At 71.5% G+C, this 20,501-nt stretch carries 20 protein-coding genes and 1 tRNA gene; 13 read left to right on the forward strand and 8 right to left on the reverse strand.

Translation table 11 applies throughout. The annotated features are described in order from the left end of the window. The first annotated feature begins 30 nt into the window (after window positions 1–30). Complete coding sequence (locus ABD120_RS04730) at window positions 31–528, forward strand: DedA family protein (protein WP_343948438.1); 498 nt, start codon at window positions 31–33, stop codon at window positions 526–528. A 40-nt stretch (window positions 529–568) separates the two neighbouring features. On the opposite strand, the gene ABD120_RS04735 is transcribed toward ABD120_RS04730, so the two are convergent. Continuing rightward, a complete protein-coding gene (locus tag ABD120_RS04735) occupies window positions 569–745 on the reverse strand; it encodes a YegP family protein (RefSeq protein WP_343948439.1) in 177 nt (58 codons plus the stop codon). A 132-nt stretch (window positions 746–877) separates the two neighbouring features. On the opposite strand from ABD120_RS04735, the gene ABD120_RS04740 reads away from it, so the two are divergent. Continuing rightward, window positions 878–1,786: a D-alanyl-D-alanine carboxypeptidase family protein gene (locus ABD120_RS04740; protein ID WP_343948440.1), complete on the forward strand. Its 909-nt coding sequence runs from the start codon at window positions 878–880 to the stop codon at window positions 1,784–1,786. A 58-nt stretch (window positions 1,787–1,844) separates the two neighbouring features. Here ABD120_RS04740 and ABD120_RS04745 read toward each other — a convergent pair whose 3' ends face one another. Further along, complete coding sequence (locus ABD120_RS04745) at window positions 1,845–2,651, reverse strand: TrmH family RNA methyltransferase (protein WP_425563922.1); 807 nt, start codon at window positions 2,649–2,651, stop codon at window positions 1,845–1,847. Then, window positions 2,644–3,411 carry a DUF4184 family protein gene (locus ABD120_RS04750; RefSeq protein ID WP_343948441.1) on the reverse strand — a complete coding sequence of 256 codons (768 nt, stop codon included), beginning with the start codon at window positions 3,409–3,411 and terminating at the stop codon, window positions 2,644–2,646. The genes ABD120_RS04745 and ABD120_RS04750 overlap by 8 nt, the downstream gene beginning before the upstream one ends. Before the next feature lie 108 nt (window positions 3,412–3,519). Between ABD120_RS04750 and ABD120_RS04755 the strand changes: the two genes are divergently transcribed. Further along, entirely contained in the window at window positions 3,520–4,155 is a 636-nt protein-coding gene (locus ABD120_RS04755; RefSeq protein ID WP_343948442.1) for a cation efflux transmembrane domain-containing protein, read from the forward strand. Window positions 4,156–4,291: 136 nt separating this feature from the next. Continuing rightward, the gene (locus ABD120_RS04760) at window positions 4,292–6,067 is read left to right on the forward strand and encodes a substrate-binding and VWA domain-containing protein (protein WP_343948443.1); all 1,776 of its coding nucleotides are present in this window, start codon (window positions 4,292–4,294) and stop codon (window positions 6,065–6,067) included. A gap of 121 nt (window positions 6,068–6,188) precedes the next feature. Here the strand turns inward: ABD120_RS04760 and ABD120_RS04765 are convergent, their stop codons facing one another. From ABD120_RS04765 to pdxR, 3 genes are all read right to left on the reverse strand, one after another. Continuing rightward, window positions 6,189–6,947 carry an SDR family oxidoreductase gene (locus tag ABD120_RS04765; protein WP_343948444.1) on the reverse strand — a complete coding sequence of 253 codons (759 nt, stop codon included), beginning with the start codon at window positions 6,945–6,947 and terminating at the stop codon, window positions 6,189–6,191. Beyond that, a complete protein-coding gene (locus ABD120_RS04770) occupies window positions 6,944–7,978 on the reverse strand; it encodes a phosphotransferase family protein (protein ID WP_343948445.1) in 1,035 nt (344 codons plus the stop codon). The genes ABD120_RS04765 and ABD120_RS04770 overlap by 4 nt, the downstream gene beginning before the upstream one ends. 141 nt (window positions 7,979–8,119) lie before the next feature. After that, on the reverse strand, window positions 8,120–9,526 hold the full coding sequence (gene pdxR / locus ABD120_RS04775) for a MocR-like pyridoxine biosynthesis transcription factor PdxR (protein WP_343948446.1): 1,407 nt from the start codon (window positions 9,524–9,526) through the stop codon (window positions 8,120–8,122). A gap of 69 nt (window positions 9,527–9,595) precedes the next feature. On the opposite strand from pdxR, the gene ABD120_RS04780 reads away from it, so the two are divergent. From ABD120_RS04780 to ybiA, 9 genes are all read left to right on the forward strand, one after another. Next, window positions 9,596–10,234, forward strand: coding sequence for a pyridoxamine 5'-phosphate oxidase family protein (locus ABD120_RS04780; RefSeq protein WP_343948447.1), 639 nt, complete (start codon window positions 9,596–9,598; stop codon window positions 10,232–10,234). Between the two features lie 68 nt (window positions 10,235–10,302). After that, window positions 10,303–12,972, forward strand: a complete 2,670-nt coding sequence (locus ABD120_RS04785; protein ID WP_343948448.1) for a serine/threonine-protein kinase — start codon at window positions 10,303–10,305, stop codon at window positions 12,970–12,972. Window positions 12,973–13,133: 161 nt separating this feature from the next. Beyond that, window positions 13,134–14,582: a serine/threonine-protein kinase gene (locus tag ABD120_RS04790; RefSeq protein WP_343948449.1), complete on the forward strand. Its 1,449-nt coding sequence runs from the start codon at window positions 13,134–13,136 to the stop codon at window positions 14,580–14,582. A 203-nt stretch (window positions 14,583–14,785) separates the two neighbouring features. Beyond that, entirely contained in the window at window positions 14,786–16,234 is a 1,449-nt protein-coding gene (locus tag ABD120_RS04795; protein WP_343948450.1) for a hypothetical protein, read from the forward strand. Between the two features lie 37 nt (window positions 16,235–16,271). After that, a complete protein-coding gene (locus tag ABD120_RS04800) occupies window positions 16,272–17,909 on the forward strand; it encodes a DUF2510 domain-containing protein (RefSeq protein WP_343948451.1) in 1,638 nt (545 codons plus the stop codon). 22 nt (window positions 17,910–17,931) lie between these two features. After that, window positions 17,932–18,525: an oligoribonuclease gene (gene orn / locus ABD120_RS04805; protein ID WP_343948452.1), complete on the forward strand. Its 594-nt coding sequence runs from the start codon at window positions 17,932–17,934 to the stop codon at window positions 18,523–18,525. 66 nt (window positions 18,526–18,591) lie between these two features. After that, window positions 18,592–18,667: transfer RNA gene (locus ABD120_RS04810), tRNA-His, on the forward strand. A gap of 197 nt (window positions 18,668–18,864) precedes the next feature. After that, complete coding sequence (locus ABD120_RS04815) at window positions 18,865–19,095, forward strand: helix-turn-helix domain-containing protein (RefSeq protein ID WP_343948453.1); 231 nt, start codon at window positions 18,865–18,867, stop codon at window positions 19,093–19,095. A gap of 95 nt (window positions 19,096–19,190) precedes the next feature. After that, window positions 19,191–19,745 carry a riboflavin biosynthesis intermediates N-glycosidase gene (gene ybiA / locus ABD120_RS04820; protein ID WP_343948454.1) on the forward strand — a complete coding sequence of 185 codons (555 nt, stop codon included), beginning with the start codon at window positions 19,191–19,193 and terminating at the stop codon, window positions 19,743–19,745. Window positions 19,746–19,786: 41 nt separating this feature from the next. Here the strand turns inward: ybiA and ABD120_RS04825 are convergent, their stop codons facing one another. Next, a complete protein-coding gene (locus ABD120_RS04825; protein WP_343948521.1) occupies window positions 19,787–20,017 on the reverse strand; it encodes a DUF397 domain-containing protein in 231 nt (76 codons plus the stop codon). 236 nt (window positions 20,018–20,253) lie between these two features. Continuing rightward, window positions 20,254–20,466 carry a DUF397 domain-containing protein gene (locus ABD120_RS04830; RefSeq protein ID WP_343948455.1) on the reverse strand — a complete coding sequence of 71 codons (213 nt, stop codon included), beginning with the start codon at window positions 20,464–20,466 and terminating at the stop codon, window positions 20,254–20,256. Between the last annotated feature and the right edge of the window lie 35 nt (window positions 20,467–20,501).

The raw sequence follows: 20,501 nt of genomic DNA on the forward strand, positions 1-20,501 counted from the left end.
CCTTATTTGATGTAACAGGGGGTGGCGTCGGTGAGCGGTCTGACCGAGGCGTCCGTGTTCGGCCTGCCCTACTGGCTGATCGTGCTCGTCGGCGCCGTCGCGCTGTTCGCCGCCTTCCAGGCGTACTACTGGATCGGGTTCAAACTCGGCGAGAGACTCTACGAGTCGAAGATCGGCAGGCGCCTGCCGCGCGCGCAGATCGCCAGGGTCGAGAAGGTCGTGGAGAAGTGGGGCGCGCTCGCGGTCTACGGCTGCTTCTGGGTGCCGGTGCTCAGGCACACCCTGCCGTGGGTGGCGGGCGTGCTGCGGATCAACTACGCCTGGTACGTCGTGGCCAGCGCGCTCGGCTGCCTGACCTGGGTGCCGGTGACGTCCTTCGCCCTGTACGGGGTGATCTGGGGATGGCTGCGACTGGCGGCCAGTTCGCCGCTGGGCGCGAGCGCCGCCGCCGTGGCGCTGGTCGCGCTGGCCGTCGCACTGATCGTGCGGCGCAGACGGCGCAGGGCGGACAGGGCCCTGGCCGCCTGAGCTCTGTCGGCCGTCCCGTCAGACGGCGGCCGGCGTCTCTTCACACGGTGACCGGCGTCTGGTCGTCCACGGTCGCGTCCGCGGCGTTCCTGCGCACGGACTCCACTCCGTTGACGCATGCCGCCTTGCTGGAGTAACCCTCGCTGACCGCGATCGTCTGGCCGTTGCCCGCGACGAGCTTGAAGCGGAACTCGCCCTTCCTGTCCTTCGAGATCACGAATCTTCCTGGCATGATCAACCCCCCGGTTTGCCCGATGTAACGATCATTTACCCCCATCAGGGGCTTGTTTTCGCGCCATAGGGTCAAGTTCGGCAAACCTACCCAAGATCACCTGCGACCATATCTGTCATGCATATTGGGGGTATCTTCGCTTCCGCCGGACTCGCCGTGCTCGTCGGCCTTTCGGCGGCTCCGGCGCATGCGCGTACCGACACCGCGACCGCCACTGCCACCGGCGGCACCGTCACCGGCGGCACCGCCGTCAATGCCGCCGCCTCGGCGCCGACGATCGCCGCCAAGGAGGCCTATCTCGTCGATTCATCGGGAACGATCCACTTCGCCAAGCGCGAGACCCGCAAGGTCCCGGTGGCGAGCCTGGTCAAGGTGATGACCGCCTACGTGGTGCTGCGCGAGGCCAATCTGAGCGACCTCGTCACCGTCACCGCCGCCGACGTCCGCCACGGCATCCGCAACGGTGCCACCATCGCCGGGCTGCGCAGAGGCGACAAGATGACCGTCGAGGAACTGCTGTACGGCCTGATGCTGCCCTCCGGCGCCGACGCCGCGAACATGCTGGCCAGGAAGTACGGGCCGGGCAGGACCGCGTTCGTGGCCAAGATGAACGCCGCGGCCCGCGAACTCGGGCTGGCCGACACCCGCTACACCAACGCCGACGGCCTGCCCAACCCGTCGCGCGGCGGCTACTCCACGGCGGTGGACCAGGTCAAGCTCGCCCAGCTCGCGCTCAGGAACCCGAAGTTCACCGAGATCGTCTCCACCAAGGTGCGCCGGATCGCCAAGAACGCGCGGCACCGGGCCTACACCTGGCGCAACTCCAACAAGCTGCTCACGCAGGCCGAGGGCGTGATCGGGGTCAAGACCGGTTACACGAACGCGGCCGGGTTCTGCCTGCTGTTCGCCGCCGAACGCGACGGCCGCCAGTTCGTCGGCGTGGTGCTCGGCGACCAGAACGAGCGGCGTTTCAAGAACGCGGAGAAGCTCCTCGACCACGCCACGCAGCAGATCACCGCGAGCTGACCCCCGCGCGGTACCGGCGTCGCGGGGGTCAACGCCGGTACCTCCTCACGCGGGGCCGTCAGCCCGCCCGCCGCATCAGGCCATGGCAGGCGATGGCCGCCGCGGCCACCACGTTCAGCGAGTCGACGCCCGCCGCCATCGCCTGTGGGCTCATCGGGATGCACACCGGCCGCGACTCGTGCAGCCACCGCGACGACAGCCCGTCGCCCTCCGATCCCAGCAGGAGCGCCACCCGCTCCCCCATCACGACCTCGTCCAGCGGCACGGCGGCCTGGTCCGGGGTGAGCGCGAGCAACTCGTAGCCCTGGGCGCGCAGTCCCGCGAGGCCGTTGTACCAGTCGTCCATGCGGGCGTACGGGATCGAGAACACCGCGCCCATCGAGACCTTGACCGCGCGCCGGTAGAGCGGGTCGGCGCAGCGCGGCGACAGCACCACCCCGCCGACCCCGAGCGCCGCCGCACACCGGAAGATCGCCCCGATGTTGGCGTGGTCGACCAGATCCTCCAGGACGACCAGGCGTGAGGCTGCGGCGGCCACCCGTTCGACCGGCGGCAGCGGCAGGCGCTCCATCGAGGCGAGCGCGCCCCGGTGCACCGGGAAGCCCGCGATGCCCGACATGACCGCGTCGCTGACGACGTACACCAGGCTGTCGCCGAGGACGTCGGCCAGCGCGGCCAGCCAGCGCTGCGTGGTGAGCACCGAGCGCACCGGGTAGCCCGCGCCGACCGCGCGGCGGATCACCTTCTCGCCCTCGGCGAGGAACAGGCCCCGCTCGGCCTCCAGGCTCTTGCGGAGTTCGACGTCGCGCAGGCTCACATAGTCGGCGAGGCGGGGGTCGGCGGCGTCGGTGACGTACTCAAGCACCTTCAGATACTGCCATGCGCCGCCTGACCTGCCAGACGGCCGCGTAGCCGAGCAGCAGCAGGCTGAAGCCGATGACGGTGCCCGCGCCGGTGCGGGTGACCACGCTGGCGAGGCTGCCGTGCTCGGGGTGGTCGATCAACGGCCAGACCCCGGCGCCCACGACGGTCGCGACGACGGCGCCGAGCAGGATGCCGCGCCGTACCGGCCAGGGGGTGGACAGGTGGGCCGGGGCGGGCACGGCGGGCAGCCGCGCCAGGCCGCGCAGGACCCACCCGACGACGAGGGCGAGCCCGACGGCGGAGGACAGGTACTGCAGCGCGCGGTAGACGGGGAGCAGGTCGAGGACGCGGGTCTCGAAGAAGGCCAGGCCCCACACCTCGACGCTGTAGGAGTGGGTGAAGGAGTCCCAGAGCACGTGGGTGGCGGAGCCGGCGACCGCGCCGAGCGCGATGGGCAGCAGGCGCAGCGAGGGCGCGAGCGAGGCGGCGCGGCCGCTCAGCGACGGCGGGAGCAGGGCGATCAGCGGCTCCCTGAGCACGCCGTGGAACAGGTAGACGAGCGCGACGGCGCTGAGCAGATCGAGGGTGAGAACACCCTGCCAGGAGTGCCAGTCGCCGTACTCCGGAAGGAACGGCAGGAAGATCGGAAGGTCCGGCACCATCGCGCCGAACGCCAGCGCCCACGGGTCGAGCACCCTCCGCAGCCGCGACGACGAGACGAACGGGAGCACCGCGGCGATGTGACTCGGCGTGAAAGGCACCGGGTCACCCTACCGATTCTTTGCACGAAACCCCTTAGAGCACTCACAGTAGTGGGTAAGTTACCCAGCGCTGTTGACGGCCGGGCGAGTGATCTTGGGGGTTTCAAGGTGCCTGACCAGCTGGTTCACGCGCATCCGGCCGCTTCAGCCGCATGGCTGCGCGACGCCCGCACGACGCGGGCGCTCAGCGTGGCGACTCTCGTCTGGCTGGCGGCGGAAAGCTCGCTGGGGCTCCTGGCGGGCTTTTCCGCGCACTCCGTCGCGCTCATCGGGTGGGGACTGTCCGCCCTGGTCGAGGCGGGGGCCAGTCTGGTCGTCCTGTGGCGCTTCAGCGGCTCGCGCACGCTCTCGCACATCGCGGAGGAACGCGCGCAGAAGGCCGTCGCGGTGAGCTTCTGGCTGCTGGCCCCCTACCTCGTCGTGCACGTGCTGCACGACCTCGACGCCGGGCACCGGGCCGTGCCGAGCCTGCTCGGCATCGTCGTGACCTCGCTCAGCCTGGTCGGGATGCCCGTGCTCGCGCTGGCCAAGCGGCGGCTGGCCCGCCGGCTGGGTTCGGGCGCGACCGCCGGCGAGGCGGCGCAGAACCTCATCTGCGCGGCCATGGCGGGCGGTGTCCTCGCCGGGCTCGGACTGGGCGCGCTCGGCTGGTGGTGGGCCGATCCGCTGATCGCGCTGGGCCTCGCCGGGCTGGCCGTACGCGAGGGCGTTCGTGCCTGGCAGGGACACGTCTGCGGCCACTGAGCGCGCCCCGCGAAGGTATCCCCACAGTAAACGCAGTGTTTTGCCGGAGTAAGTGCACCGAGTATCGTTCCCGGAGTATTGCGGAGCACCGACCGCCAGGATCTCCGCAAGATCTCGAGACACCGAAGAGGACATCGTGGGGCGACACCGCACAGACGAGCTCGATGACGGACCCCAGGCGGCCGAGCCGCCGCCGCGCCGCCGTACGCCGAGCGGACGCGGCCGGGTCCTCGTCCCCCTGGCCGGAGCCGTGGCGCTGGCGGTGCTGCTGGGTGTGGCCGCCTTCGTCATCTTCACCCGCGACCACGACTGCACCGGCGGGAAGTTGCAGTTGTCCGTGGTCGCGGCCCCCGACATCCAGCCGGCGATCGGCAAGGTCGCCAAGAGCTTCAACAAGTCGCTGCACTCGATCGACAGCAGGTGCGTCGAGGTCAAGGTCACCGCCGAGAACCCGTTCCGCACGGCGAGCGGCCTCGCCTCCGGCAAGGTGACCGCGGACGTCTGGGTGGCCGACTCCTCCTTCATGGTGGCGGAGGCGCGCGCGTCCAAGGCGGGCGCGGCGCTGCCCGAGCCGTCCGGTTCCGTGGCCAACTCGCCGATCGTGCTGGCCGCCGCCAAGTCGATGGCGGACAAGCTGTCCGGGGCGCTGCAGCCGAGCTGGGCCTCGATGATCTCGGCGGCGAACGTCGCCGACCCCGACGGCCCCGGGCGCAAGGTGCGGGTGCTGGCGCTCGACCCGAAGAAGAACTCCGCCGGGCTGGGCGCGCTGCTGGCCGCCGCCGGCGCGGCCAAGCAGGCCAAGCTCGACGACAACGCGATGGTGGGCGCGCTCAAGGAGCTGTCCGACCAGGTGGTGACCAGCCCGGAGGCGCTGCTGGCGACGCTCGGGGTGCGCTCGGGCAAGCGGGTGCCGCTCGGCGTGACCTCCGAGCAGTCGGTCTACGCGCACAACTCCAAGAAGCCGGACTCGCTGGTCGTGCCGTTCTACCCGAGCGAGGGCACGCTGAGCCTCGACTACCCGCTGGTGATCACGACGAAGGACCCCGCGCGGCAGAAGGCGGCGGCGGCCTTCCAGAAGGAACTGGGCGGGCAGAGCGCGCAGAAGACGCTGCAGCGCCAGGGCTTCCGCACCCCGGACGGCCGGGCGGGCGGCGACGTGCTCACCAAGGCGGGCGGGTTCAACCCGGCCCGTCCGCCCGCGCTGAACCGGCCCAACCCGAAGCGGGTTGCGGCGATGTCCCAGTCGTGGTCGCGGCTCAGCCTCGGCACCCGGATGCTGGCGCTGCTGGACGTGTCGGGCACGATGGCCTACCCGGTGCCCGGCACGACGATGACGCGCATGCAGGCCATCACGAAGATCGCCGGTGAGGGGCTGTCGCTGTTCGAGGCGAACACCGAGATCGGCGTGTGGGCGTTCTCGACGCATCTGGAGGGCACCCAGGACTGGCGGGAGCTGGTGGCGGTGGGCCCGCTGAGCGAGTCGGCGGGCGGGGTGCTGCGCAAGGACGCGCTGCTGTCGCAGCTCAGCGCGGTGCAGGTCAAGCCGACCGGCAACACCGGGCTGAACGACACGCTGAAGGCCGCCTACGCCCAGATGTCCAAGGAGTACGCCGACGACAAGATCAACACGGTGGTGGTGCTCACGGACGGGGCGGGCAACGACGACCCCGAGGGCGGCATCGCCGACGCCGAACTGCTGAGCTACCTGAAGAAGACCTACGATCCCAAGCGGCCGGTCAGCATCCTGCTGATCGCCTTCGGGCCGGACGCGCCGCGCGGCAAGGCGCAGATGGACGCGCTGGCGCGGGCGACGGGCGGCGAGGCGTACATCGCCCGGAACATCATGCAGGTCAGGGACTTCTTCGCGCAGGGTATGGCACGCCGCCTGTGCGCACCCCGCTGCGACGGCTAGCCCCGCTCGCCGAGCCCCGGCGGCCCGGCCCGCTGCGACGGCCGGCCCCGCCTCGGTGCGCCCCGGCGGCCCGGCCCGCGACCGGGAGCAGGGAGGCGAGGCCGCCTGCGGACCCGTCGCATCACCCGGCCACGGGAGGGTGCTGCACGCCGAGGGGGCCGGGAACGCCCGCGTAGCGGTACGGCACCGGATGGATCCCCGGCTGGACGACCAGCAGCGTGCCCGGTTCCTCCGCGTAGAAGGCGGACTCGACGGCCGCCGCCACCTCCTCGGCGCTCAACAGCGGGAACCCGGCCCTGACGAGGGTCTCCCTGACGCTGGTGCCCGCCACCAGCGGAGTGTCGGTGAATCCCGGGCAGACCGCGCCGATCCTGACGCCCACGGCGGCCAGCGGCTGGGCCAGCGCGCGTACCAGGCCGACGACCGCGTGCTTGGTCATCGTGTAGACGGGGTCGCCGCCGAAGCCGACCAGCCCGGCCAGCGAGGAGGTGACGACGATGGCCCCGCCGCCGCTCTCGGCCATCAGCGGCACGGCCGCCTCGACGCCGAAGACGACGCCGTCCATGTTCACGCCGACGGCCCTGCGGTAGCGCGCCAGGTCGAAGGCGGCGAAGTCGACGCCGCTGGAGATGCCCGCGTTGAGGTGGACCAGGTCGAGGCGGCCGTAGGTGCTCCTGGCCAGTTCGACGGCCTGCCGCGCGGTCTCCGGGTCGCTGACGTCGGCGGCCAGCCACACGCCGCCGACCTCCTCCGCCACCCGTTGCGCGCCGTCGGCGTCGAGGTCGACGAGCACGCAGCGTGCTCCTCCGGCCGCGAGTCTGCGGGTGACGGCGGCGCCGATGCCGCTGGCCGCTCCGGTGACGAGCGCGACGTTGCTCATGGGGCCTCCTGGTCGAGCATGCGATGGGCACGGGTGATCAGCGTGGGCACGGCCGAGCCGATCTCCTCGAATCCTTCCCCTACCGTCTTGCCCTGAAGGAAGCGAGCGTGAATACCTTCGACGATCACGGCGAGTTTGAAGTTGCCCAACCCGACATAGAACCCGAGATCGGACAGATCCCGGCCGGAGACTTTGGCGTAGTGGGCCGCGAATCCGGCCGCGTCGAGGAATCCGGGCGCGAGGGTCACGTCGCCCGCCACGGGGATGCTCGCACGTTCGGCGTCGCCGGGCTCCTGCCAGTACGTCAGGGTGAGGCCCAGATCGGCGAGCGGGTCGCCGAGCGTGGACATCTCCCAGTCGACGACCGCGAGGATCTCGGGTTCCGGCGCGGTGCGCACGAGGGTGTTGTCGAGCCGGTAGTCGCCGTGCACGAGCGTCGCGGCGGAGTTCCGGGGCAGCCGCTCGCGCAGGCGGGCGGCCAGCCGGTCGAAGTCGGGCCGCTCGGCGGTCTTCGATCGCTCCCACTGCAGGCACCAGCGGTCGAGTTGCCTGGCGAGGTAGCCGTCCGGCCGTCCGAAGTCGCCCAGCCCTGCGGCGCGGTAGTCGACGGCGTGGACGGCGGCGAGCACCTCGGCCAGCCGCTCGGACAGCCGCCTGGTGGCCTGCGGCGAGGGCGAGTCCAGTTCGCCGGAGGTCCTGACCGAGGCTCCGGCCACGTGGCCCATGACGTAGAAGGGGGCGCCGATCACGCTCTCGTCGCCGCAGAAGGCGACCGGTTCGGGGACCGGCACCGGCGTCGGGGCCAGCGCGGAGACCACCCGCCACTCGCGGCGCATGTCGTGGGCGGTGGGCAGTACGTGACCGAGCGGCGGACGGCGCAGGACCAGCAGGCGATTCCGGGTCCGCAGCAGGTAGGTGAGGTTCGACTTCCCGCCGGAGATCAGGGAAACGGATTCAGGCTCGCCCACGTCGGGGACGTGCGCCGCCATCCATGTGACCAGTCTCGGCCAGTCGATCCCGGGTACGGTCATGGTCCCTCATTACAACGCCATTCTCCCCCTAATACCAGCCGACGAGCGCGTAACGTTGCGTATCCGTGCGAACGACAACAGTTGGGGATCCACCGTCTTTCAGATGCCCGATGGTGGACCCGCTGGACGCCGACCGTGCCCTCACCGCCGTCCTACGGCCGGGGCGATCAGTTCCGCCACGATGCGGCAGCCCTTCCCGACGTCGGCGAGGGAGGCCGAGCCGTACCCGATGACCAGGCCGTGGACGCGCGGCGCGGCGTGGTGGTGGCGCAGCGTCGTGTCGAGCAGGACGCCGGCCTCGTGGGCGGCGGCGACGACGTCCTCGACCACGTGCTCGGGCAGTTCGGCCAGCACGTGCAGGCCCGCCGTGTCCCCGCGCAGGCGGCAGAGGCCGCCGAGCGTCTCGACGACGACCGCGCGGCGCCTGGCGTACTCCAGCCGCATCCGCCGCAGGTGCCGGTCGAGGTCGCCGTCGGCCAGCAGCGTCGCCACCGCCTGCTGCACCGGCCCGCTCGTACGGTCGCCGACCTCCTCCCGCAGCTCGGCGACGCGCGCCAGCAGCTCCGGCGGGCCGACCAGCCAGCCGAGCCCGACGTCCGGGGCCAGGGACTTCGACAGTGTCCCCAGCAGCACGACCTGTGACGGGTCCAGGCCGTACAGGGCGGGCAGGGGGGCCACGTCGTACCTGAACTCGGCGTCGTAGTCGTCCTCGACGACGACCGCGCCGGTGCGCCTGGCCCAGGCCAGCAACCGCTCCCTGCGCGGGATCGGCAGCCTGCCGCCGAGCGGGTACTGGTGGGCGGGCGTCGTGTAGAGCACGGCGAGGTCGCCGGGCAGGCCGTCCACGACAACGCCGTCCTGGTCGGCCGGGCACGGCACGACCTGCGCGCCCCTGGCGGCGAAGACGTTGCGCGCCACCCGGTAGCCGGGATCCTCCACCCCGGCGCGGGCGCCGTGGCCCAGCAGGGCGAGGGCCACCAGGTCGAGGCCGTTGCCCGTGCCCCGGGTGACCAGGATGTTCTCGGCGCCGACCGCCACCGCCCTGGTCCTCCTGAGGTGGACGGCGAGCAGTTCGCGCAGGTGGGGCAGGCCGTACGGGTCGGGGTCGTCGCCGGGCGGCAGCTCCGCCGCGCGGCGCCAGGCCCGTTTCCAGGCCGCGCGGTCGTAGTCGCGCACCCACGGGGCGCCGGGCGTGAGGTCGATGACCGCGCCGGGGCGCGGGGGCCGGTCGCAGTGCGCCTCGCCACGGTGCCGGGGGGCGGGCCGCGACCTGGGCGGGGACGGCGGCGGGGAGAACTCGGCCACGAAGGTGCCGGAGCCGTGGCGGCCGTCCAGCCAGCCTTCGGCGTACAACTGCTGGTACGCCTCCGTGACGACGGTACGGCTCACCCCGAGCTGCGCCGCGAGGCCGCGCGTCGAGGGCAGCCGCTCGCCCGGCGCCGGTGTGCCGCCGAGCATCGCCTCGCGCAGCCGGCCCGCCAGTTGCGCGGCGAGCGGCCGCGACGAGTCCCTGTCCAGGGATATCGGCAGGTCAACGAGGCTACGCACGAAGTGGTCTCCAGATTTCCGGTTTTAGTGGCCCTAATCTACAAGTCCACTTCGGGGCAGGCTTGGGGCATGCTCTCCACCACCCCGCGCACCACCCTCGGACGCGAGAAGGACCGCGGCAGCACCGACCGCGCCGACCTGTACGACGTGCTCGACAGCGGCCTCATCTGCCACCTCGGGGTGGTGGTCGACGGCCATCCCGTGGTGATCCCCACCGGGTACGGCCGCATCGGCGACACCCTCTACCTGCACGGCTCCACCGGGGCCAGTTCGCTGCGGGCGGGCGCGGGCGGCGAGGTGTGCGTCACCGTCACCCACGCGGACGGCATCGTGCTGGCCAGGTCGGTCTTCCACCACTCCGTCAACTACCGCTCCGCCATGGTGTACGGCCGCGCCCGCCTGGTCACCGACCCCGACGAGCGCCTCGCCGGGCTGCGCGCGCTGACCGAGCAGCTCGCCCCCGGCCAGTGGGACTACGCCAGGCAGCCCAGCCGCAAGGAGCTCGCGGCCACGTCCGTGCTGGCGCTCTCGCTGGAGGAGGCGTCGGTCAAGATCCGCAGAGGCGGTCCGATGGACGACGACGCCGACTACGCGCTTCCGGTGTGGGCCGGGGTGTTGCCGCTGGTCACCGCGTGGGGGCCGGTCGTACCCGATCCGGCACTTCCCGAAGATGTGGACGTACCGGTTCACATTCGGGCGCGTCGGTAGTTTCATGAGAACTTGACCCCTGGATCGCACGTCCAATCCGGTGGGCCGCCTCCTGACGGGAGTTGGCAATGGAATGGAGTGCACCCGGATACACCGAGATCCGGCAGCTCGCCACCGGCGGCAGTGGGCGCGTCGTGCTCGCGCTGCACGAGGCGACCGGCACCAAGGTGGCGGTCAAGTACCTGTCCGAGCGGCTGCTGCGCGACGCCTCGGCCGTGGCCAGGTTCCAGTCCGAGGCGCGGCTGCTCACGACGCTGCGCGACCAGCACATCGCCACCATGTGGGAGTACGTCCAGGAACCCGGCGGCGCCGCCATCGTCATGGAACTGGTCAACGGGGTGTCGCTGCGCAGGCTGCTGCGCGAGAACGGCACCACCGGGGCCGAGGCGGCGCTGGCCCTGCTCAAGGGGTCGCTGCTCGGGCTGGCGCGGGCGCACGAGATCGGGCTGGTGCACCGCGACTACAAGCCGGAGAACGTCGTCGTGCGCGAGGACGGGGTCAGCAAGCTGATCGACTTCGGCATCGCCGTCCGGCAGGGTACGGCGGCGCGGCCCGAGGGGACGCCGCCGTACATGGCGCCCGAGCTGTGGGCGGGCGGAACCGCCTCTGCCGCGACCGACGTGTACGCGGCCACGGCGGTGTTCTTCGAGTGCCTGACCGGGCACCGGCCGTACCGTTCGACCGAGCCGAGTGTGCTCGGCTACCAGCATCTGCACGCGCCCGTCCCGGTCGCGGACGCGCCGCCGGCCGTGCGCGGGCTGGTCGAGCGGGGGATGGCCAAGCATCCGTCGCTGCGTCCGCCGAGTGCGGCGGAGTTCGTGCGGGAGTTGGAGCGGGTGGCCGTCGCCGGGTACGGCGAGGACTGGGAGGAGCGGGGGCACAGGCGGCTGGTCGGGCTGCTGAGCGTGCTGGGGGCGTTGTTCCCGGCGCCGCCGCCGGGAGCGCCGGAGGTCGGGACGACCTTCGCGGAGAGCACCTTTCCCACCCAGCCCGACGTCGGCCTCCACCCGTCGTCGGCGACCCCGGACACCGCCCGCGCCTTACCCGAGCCCGGCGCGGCCTCCGCGCACTCCGACCCGGCCGGTGCGGACCTCGGCGCCCCACAGGCGGAGGCCGTTCCCGGCGCCACTGCCCGCCTCAACCCCGACACCGCCCCTCCCGGCTCCGATGCCACTGCTCATCCCGACTCGGAGGACACCACCCGGCTCAGCGCCGACGCCACGGCTCGCCCCGGCGCGGAGGCCGCCGCCCGGTTCGGCTCCCCTGCCACTGCTCGGCTCGGCTCCCACACCACCGTGAAGGCCGCGCGGCGGGCGGCGCGGAAGGGGTTCGTACGGCGGGCCACAAGGAGCAATGCCGCCCGTATGGCCGTCGGTGCCGGTGTCGCCGCCATGGTTTCCGTGGTGGTGCTCCTGCTGGCCGGTCGAGAGACCCGGCCGCTGCCGATCGACGTCGTCGCCGCCCAGCCGTCGAACGGACAGCCGCCGCCAGGGCAGTTGGGCACCCCGCCCGACCCGCCCTCACTCGGCACCCCGCCGCCCGGTAGCTCGCGTGCGAGCGGTGGGCCCGTGCCGCCCGAAGCCTCGGCCAAGGCACGGGCCAATCCTCCGGCGCGGAACTCGCCCTCCCCTGCCGTGCCCCTGCCGACTCCCCTGAATCCCACGACACCGCCCCCCACAGGGGCGCCGCCCGCGGTTGTGCCGTCCGGGGTGCCGACCACCGCGACCCCGGCTCCCCCGACGGAGGTGGCGGGGCTGTCGCTCGGCAAGCTGGACGTCGACGGGCGGGATGCGGCCGCGGCGGCCACCGTACGGACCACAGGCGGCGGCACCGTCAAGGTGACGGCCAGGTTCACGGTCGCGGGAGCGGTCGTGAGGACCACGACGGTACGGCTCAGCGGCGCGACCTCCTACGAACGGACCCTCCGCCACACCCTCGCCGAACGTCCCTGCGGCCGGCGTGTGACGCTCACGGTGACGACCTCGCCCCCGTCCCCGACCGGCCCGCTGTCCTCCAGTGCGGTCGGGGCCGCGTGTCCGACCGAGGTGACCGGTCTGCGTGTCGCGGTGTCCTCGGCCAGACAGCCGGGCACCGCCGTACAGGCGAGGGTGCGGATGGAGGCGACGGGGACGGAGGCGATCCCGGTGCGCGTCCAGTGGCTCGTGAACGGCGACGTCGTCGCCACGCGGGAATCATCCCTCTCCGGGCGGACCGTGTACGAAGGCTCGTACTCCTACACCTTCCGGGCACGCCCGTGCGGCGCGACCGTGACCGCCGTGGTCGCCGCAGGCGGCCGCGAGGCGCGGGCGCACACCACGATGGACTGCCCGGCGGGTGTCCACCAGGTGGACGTCCAGCGCGCCTACCTGACCCGGGGGCAGGGGGGCGCCACGGTCGCCGTGTCGACCGTGAACGACCAGCCGGTACAGCTCACCGTCACCCTCACCGTCGACGGGCGCCCGGTGGGTGCCCAGACGCTGGACCTGTCCGGTGCCACGTCGTACACCCGCTCGGTCGGCTTCGCGACGGGGGACGTCCCGTGCGGCAGCCCGTGGTCGGTCAGGGCCGAGGCGGGCGGCCGGGTCGCCACCGCCACGGGCACCACACCGCCGTGCCCGGTGGACACCCCCAGCCCTTCGCAACGTACGCCCTCGCTCGAACTCCCGTCCCTCGACGACGCCCTCGGCACCCTCGAAGCCATCACCTCCCGTGACGGCCCGCCGCCTTCGTCTCCGTGACAGACGGTCGAGCCGCCCGCGTGATCTGCGCGGAGTTCGACCCTTCAGGCCAAGCAATCATGCTAAATCGTGATTAAGCGGGCTCTACAGGTGTTGATGCAGTTAAACTGCCGATCGTCTGCTGTCGGCGGGGCCCGGACCACTCATAGGGAAGAGGCGTGATGCAGGGGCGGTGGGGGGTTCCCGGTTACACGGAGATCCGCGAACTCGGCAACGGCGCGACCGGCCGGGTCGTCCTCGCAGCCAGCGCCCACGACGAGGCCAGGGTCGCGATCAAATACCTGTCCGAGGAACTGAGGGCCGACGTCGGCTTCGTCGCCAGGTTCCGGCACGAGGCCAGGCTGCTGTCCACCATGCGCGGCCCGCACAATGCCCGGCTGATCGACTACCTGGAGACCCGCGAGGGCTCGGCGATCATCATGGAGCTGGTGAACGGCGTCCCCCTGCGCGAACTGCTCGGCGCGGAGGGGCCCACCGGCCCGGAGGCGGCGTTGTCGGTGCTGAAGGGCTCGCTGCACGGGCTGGCCGCCGCCCACGCACTCGGCGTCGTGCACAGGGACTTCAAGCCCGAGAACGTGATGATCCAGGTGGACGGCAGCTGCAAGCTGCTGGACTTCGGCATCGCCGTACGAGCGGGTGAGGGTACGGCGGTCGCGGGCAGCCCGGCGTACATGGCGCCGGAGCAGTGGGCGGGCTCCGCGCTGGCGCCCACGGCCGACGTGTACGCCGCCACGGTCGTCTTCTACGAGTGCCTGACCGGCAACCGGCCCTACCGGGCCTCCAGTCCGGCCGCGCTCGCCCACCAGCACCGCACCGCGGCGCCGCCGGTCGACGACGTACCGGAGCAACTGCGGGGACTCGTCGAACGGGGGCTGGCCAAGCAGCCGGGCGAGCGCCCGCCGTCGGCCGAGGCGCTGCTTTCGATGCTGGAGGCGGTCGCCGCCGCGTCGTACGGCCCCGACTGGGAGGAACGCGGGCGCCGGACCCTGGCCAGGATGGCCTCGATGCTGCTGCTGTTCTTCCCGGAGCCGGTGAACGAGGCGGACATCGTCCTCTCGGAGACGCCCCCCGACCGTGGGGGCCGGAAGCGGCGGGGCAGGCGTCCGGTGGCGATGGGGGCCAAGGTCGTGATCGGCGTGGTCTTCCTGGGGGTGGTGGCCGGTGCCGCCGTCCTGGTGGTGAACGGCTCCGACGACACGCCCGCGTTGCGGACGCAGAGCGTGCAGTCGACTCCCACGCCCCCGCCGCTGGAAGTGCCCGTCACGGACGAGCCCGCCGAGGAGCCGTCGGAGACCCCCACCACCGCGAAACGCTCGAAGACCCCCAGGCCGACGCCGACGCCCACACCTCCCGTGCGCACCGTGGCGCCGAGTGTGAAACCGTCCCCGTCGAAGACGAAGACCCCCACACCCACACCCACGCCGACACGGACGCCGTCGCGAACGCCGACGAGGACCACCCCCGCGCCGACGCCGACCCCTTCCGAGACGCCGTACCCGGAGCTCACCGGCAGCCACGGCCTCGGGGAGACTCCGCCGCCTCCGGCCACGACGCTCCCGCCGACCGGCCCCGCGCCGACCGGCCCCGGAGACATCCCCGCGACCGGCTGACCCACCCCGGGCAACCGGCCGTCCCGGCGACCGGCCACTCCTGGGACGGCCTGGGCAAACGGCCACCCCCGCGACCGGCCGTTCAGGGGTCGGCCGGTGCCGGCCGGGGCGGCGGCGGTGAGGTGTCCGCAAGTGGCTGGTGACGTCCGGCGCGCTCGCGGTCACACTGGCGGGAGGAGCCGGATGAACGGGCAGGTGCGGCCATGGGCGACGGACACGGGGATATCGCCGGATACCGGCTGACGGGGCGCACGCGGATCGCCGAGCTCGGTTCCTGGAGCGGTGCGATCACGCCCGATGGACGGCGGGCGGGGGTGCTGCGGTTCGACCCGCACGTCGTCGGGCTGCCCGGCGTGCGCGAACGGCTGATCGCCGCCGTGGTCACCGACCGGCAGCTGGCGGCGAGCGGCGTCGCGGGCCTGGTGCCACCGGCCGATCTGGCGGCGGTCGGCGACGAGGTGTGGCTGCTGACCGACCGGCCGGTGAGCCCGGTGCTGTCGGAACTGCTGACGGCAGGCGTCGTAGACGCTGCGGGGGCGGCGGCCGTCCTCGTGGAGACCGCCCGGATCCTGATGACACTCCACACCGCCGAGTCCCCACAAGCGCCTCAGACCGCCCCGACGCCGTCCGAGCCGCCGCACGCCGCTCGGGGGGCGTCTGATCGGGCGTACGGCGCGGGGGTGACGCACGGTTCGCTGAGTGCCGCCACGGTCGTGGTCGCCGAGGACGGCTCGGTGCACCTCCTCGAACGTGGTCTCGCCGACGCCGTGCACGGCGTGGTCTCCGCGCCCGGCCAGGACGTGGCCGCCTGGGCACGGCTGGCCGGAGAACTGGCGGCGAGCGCTCCGCCGCACGTGGCCGAGATGTTCGAAAGAGCCGCCGCAGCCGCCGTACGGCACGGCCTGGCCACCGCACGTGCCACCCTGCTCGGCGACCACGACCGGTTACCGGCCGGACGGATCAGCCTCGACCGGCTGGCCATGGAAGCCCGCCATCGAGCCGCCGTGGAATCCCGCCACCCGGCCGCCGGCCGGCCGACGGAGAACCCCGGCACCCGGCCCACCGTCCCTGCGTCCGGTGCCGACCGCGACGAGGGTGAGATCGTCACAGTGCGGCGGGTGCCGACGGCACCGCCGCAGCGCTTCGGCCCAGGGGTGGCCACCGGGCCGACGGATGCGACGACGGCCGCACCGACACGCGGTCGCGGGCCGGGTTCCGGACGCCGACAGGGTTCCGGTCGCGGATCAGGCCGGAACCGGGCGCGTCCGGTGTCGGTCGTCGCTCTGGTGGTCGCCGTGGTCGTCGCGGGGGTGGTGTTCGCGTGGGCGCGATCGGGGGGCTCGGTGCCGCTCACGGTCACCACCCTGGAGGTCCGTACGTCGGAGACGACCGTCGGCTGCGACTCAGCGGTGATCGTCACCGGCCGGGTGACCACGAACGGCGCTCCCGGGGAGATCGTCTACGAGTGGTCCCAGAGCGACAGGGCGACGCGAACACGCAGGACGCAGCAGGTGACGGCGGGTACGACGGAGTACACGCTGCCGCTGCGATGGAGTGTCGCGGGCAAGAGCACGGTGAAGCTCACGGCGACTCTCACCATCGTCTCCCCAGACCGGTTGGAGAAACGGGCCGACTTCACCTACCAGTGCTGACAATGCATCTCATAGCAGTTCTTACTACTCTGGCAGCATGACCACGCAGACCCCCGCGGGCTGGTACCCGGACCCCTACGGATCGCCCCAACTGCGCTGGTGGGACGGCACCCAGTGGACAGACGCGACCCACGCGCAGGAGCAGCCCCAAGGACCGGCGCAGGACCGCCCTGTGCCCACCGCCGGGCCCACCCTCGGGCCCACCGCCGTCCTCCCCGCCCATGAGGCTCCCGACTGGACCGCGCACCCGGCCAACCCCACGATGCAGTACGGTCTGCCGGTGCAGGGCCAGGACCAGTTCGGCGGACCGGAGGCGCCCACCCAGGAGACCTCGGGCCCGCAGTTCTCCGGCTCGCACCCGCCGGGCGCACCGCCTTCGGGCCCGGACCCCGCAGGCTCGCAGACCTCAGGCTCCCAGGATCCGGGTCTCCAGGGTTCGGGCCCCCAGCCTTCGGGTCCACAGGGTTCGGGTCCGCAGTCGTCGGGGCCGCAGTTCGCTCCGCCGGAGGTCATCGGCTCGCATCCCGCCGAGTCGCCGTTCGCGAACCCCGGCGGGCCCGGCCAGGCGCCGCCGTACAACACCCCTCAGAGCCCGTACGGCCAGCAGCCCTACGGACAGCAACCGTATGGCCAGCAGTATGGCCAGCCGGGCGCATACGGACAACAGGGCCAGTACGGACAGCCAGAGCCCGGCAGCCAACCAGGGCCCTACGGACAGCCGGGCCAGTACGGTCAACCCGGGCCCAGCAGCCAGCCGGGGGCATACGGACAGCCGGGCCAGTACGGACAGCCAGGGCCCTACGGGCAATCGGGTCAGCATGGGCAATCAGGCCCTTACGGGCAATCGGGTCAGCATGGGCAACCGGGGCCCTACGGGCAGGTGCCCGGTCCCGGTGGCTATGGCCGGCCGCGCAAGTCGGGCGGCAGTGCGACGCCGTGGATCATCGGCGGGGTCGGCGCGCTCGTGGTCGTGGTGCTGATCGTGATCGCCGCGGTCGTGGTCGTCAACTCCGACTCGGACCCGGAACCGCTCGCCCGGGTCTCCCCGCCGCCGACCTCGGAGACCGTCCCGGACCCGCCGTCCAGCGCCCCACCCACCCAGGCCCCGCCGCCCACCACGCTGCCCCAGCCGTCCGACGGTGTGATCACCGACACCCGGGCGGGCGTCTCGTTCGCCGTCCCCGAGGGCTGGCAGGTGCCGGAGTACAAGGCTCTCAACGGCAACAACGAGGTCACCAGGCAGCTGTGGTCGAGCGCGGTCGAACGCGTCTCCCACGCCGCCTACAACGGCAAGACCGACAACAACTGGATCGGCAACATCTACGCGGGCGAGCTCAACCAGCTCTTCCCGTACGAGAGCGGCCAGAGCCTCGCCCCCACGGCCACCGCCGTCGTCGCGGCCTTCGGCGAGTACTACAAGCTGGAGCACACCCGCAAGATCGTCGAGAACAAGGCCATCACGATCGGCGACAAGAAGGGCTGGCTCGTGCAGTTCGAGCTGGACTTCACCAGGATCTCCGACGAGAAGGGCTACAAGTGGAAGAAGGAGAGCGGCGCCGTCGTACTGATGGAGCGCGCTCAGGGCGAGCGTCCGACCCTCGTGTACGCCTCCGTACCGGACAATCTGGGCACCGATGTGCTGGGCAAGGTTCTCAGCTCCCTCAAGCCCGCCTGAGCAGGGGCACTAGGCTGAGCCCATGAGTGACGTGCTGGTCTGGATCGACTGCGAGATGACAGGGCTGGACCTCGGGCGCGACGCGCTCGTCGAGGTGGCGTGCGTGGTCACCGACAGCGAGCTGAACCAGCTCGACGAGGGCGTCGACGTGGTCATCAAGCCGCCGCCCGAGTCGCTGGCGCAGATGTCGGAGGTGGTGCGCGAGATGCACACGGCCTCCGGCCTGCTGCCGCTGCTGGCCGAGGGGGTGACGCTGGCCGAGGCCGAGTCGCTGGTGCTCGACTACATCCGGCGGCACGTGCCCGACGCGAAGCGGGCGCCGCTGTGCGGCAACTCCATCGGCACCGACCGCACCTTCATCGCCCGCGACATGCCCACTGTGGACGCGCACCTGCACTACCGCATGATCGACGTCTCGTCGATCAAGGAGCTGGTACGCCGCTGGTACCCACGCGTCTACTTCGCCGCGCCCGAGAAGCAGGGCGGCCACCGGGCGCTGGCCGACATCACCGAGTCCATCAGGGAGCTGCGCTACTACCGTGCGGCCGTGTTCGTGCCCCAGCCGGGTCCCGACTCGGCGACCGCCCGGGAACTCGCCGAACACGTCAGCGAGTAATCCAGTGGCGAAAAGAGTCCCGAACACCGCTACACTTTTCCTGTGCCGCGCTAGTCGTGGCGCATGGTGGGCGTAGCTCAGTTGGCAGAGCGCCAGGTTGTGGTCCTGGATGTCGGGGGTTCAAGTCCCCTCGCTCACCCCATGCTCGAAGGGCCGGTCTTCACGGAGACTGGCCCTTCGGCTTTCCTGTGGGCGGACCGTTCCCTACGAACACCGCGTTTTCTCCAGCAACGCCCCCAAAAGCAGACAATGCGAGTTATGCTCGCTGTCTACCGCAACACGCCGGAGCTCGGGGGCCACTGGCGATGATCTGACCGACATCGTGCCCTCGGAGGCCGGATGAGAGTCGACGACACCGCCTTCGACGGCGTGTTCACGTCTTTGAGCAAGCGCGAGGCCGAGGTCATGGACCTCATCGCGACCGGCGAGTCCAACGGCCAGATAGCCAGGCGCTTATTCCTCAGCGAGAAGACGGTGAAGAATCACGTCAATCGCATCTACGCCAAACTCGGCGTGGACTCCCGCCCCACCGCGATCGGCCTGTGGCTGTCCAGGAACGCCCCATCGTAAGGGCGCCGCCCGGGAGCGGCGCCTGTCTCTCGCAGCGCGCCGCTCGGGGTAAAGCGGTGGACCGCCCGGCCGCTCATGCGAAACCATGACCAACCATGGATCTTCCACTCACCCGGGACGAGGCGATCGCGGCCGAGCAGGCGGGGCGGCAGTTCAAGTACCTGTTCTTCTGGGGCCATCAGCCCACCCGCGACGGCAGTGTCGGCCCCGGCTGCCTCAGCCAGTGGTGGCCGATCGACTTCACCGAGGACGGTCACCTCTACCGCTCGGCCGAGCACTACATGATGGCCCACAAGGCGTGGCTGTTCGGCGACGCGGAGACGGCCGAGCAGATCCTGGCCTGCGGCCATCCGCGTGATGCCAAGGAACTCGGCAGGAAGGCGCGCGGCTTCGACCAGGCCGTGTGGGAACGCGAACGATTCGGCATCGTCGTCCGCGCCAGCGTGGCGAAGTTCGGCCAGCACCCGGATCTGGGCGCCTACCTGGCCACCTCGCGGGGCCGGGTACTCGTCGAGGCCAGCCCCCGCGACCGGATCTGGGGCATCGGCCTCGGCGCCGCCAACGAGCGGGCGGCCTCGCCCTCGACGTGGCGGGGGCTGAACCTGCTCGGCTTCGCCCTCATGGCCGCACGTGACACCTTGGCGGCATAAAGGCAAAGAGCCCCCGTCGCGACGAGGGCTCCTTGACGGGCTCAGAGGTCGAACTCGCCACTCTTGGCGCCGCGCAGGAACGCGGACCACTCGCTTGGAGTGAAGATCAGTGCTGGGCCGGTCGGATCCTTGCTGTCCCTGACTCCGACAACGCCGGGCAGGTTGGAAGCAACCTCGACACAGTTCCCGCCGTTGTTGCTGAACCGGCTCTTACGCCACTCAAAGCGATCGAGATCCACATCCACCCTTGGACCGTCACTGTTCACGATCATCACGTCCTTCGCTACCTGCTTGAGCAGGCTCCGGGTCTGATCCGGATCAAGGGCCTAGGTGATTGAGAACCAGGCTATACCGATCTACCGCACCTATGAAGTCGCAGAACTATGGCCTAGAGGTACATCGTCACGTCTACCCTCGCCTGCAGGGCGAGGCGTCCGCGACGAAGCCCGGCCACCTCACAGGTAGTCGGGCTTCATCGATGTGGATTGGCCCGGTGACGGCCAGCCTGCTATGGCAAGTCGAACTCTCGGTGGCTTACGCCATCGAGGAAGGCCGCCCACTCAGCGTGAGTGAAGACCAGTGCTGGGCCGCCGGGGTTCTTGCTGTCACGCACAGCGATGATGTCTGGCAGGTTGCGGGCAACCTCGACACATGCGCCGCCCTGACCGTTGCTCATGGAAGACTTCCGCCAAACGGCATGGGACAGATCGTAGTGCGACATCCTGCACCTCCTCAGTCGTCGGGTGCTACTGAAGA

The sequence above is a fragment of the Nonomuraea longicatena genome, from assembly GCF_039525605.1.
Taxonomy (GTDB): Bacteria; Actinomycetota; Actinomycetes; order Streptosporangiales; family Streptosporangiaceae; genus Nonomuraea; species Nonomuraea longicatena.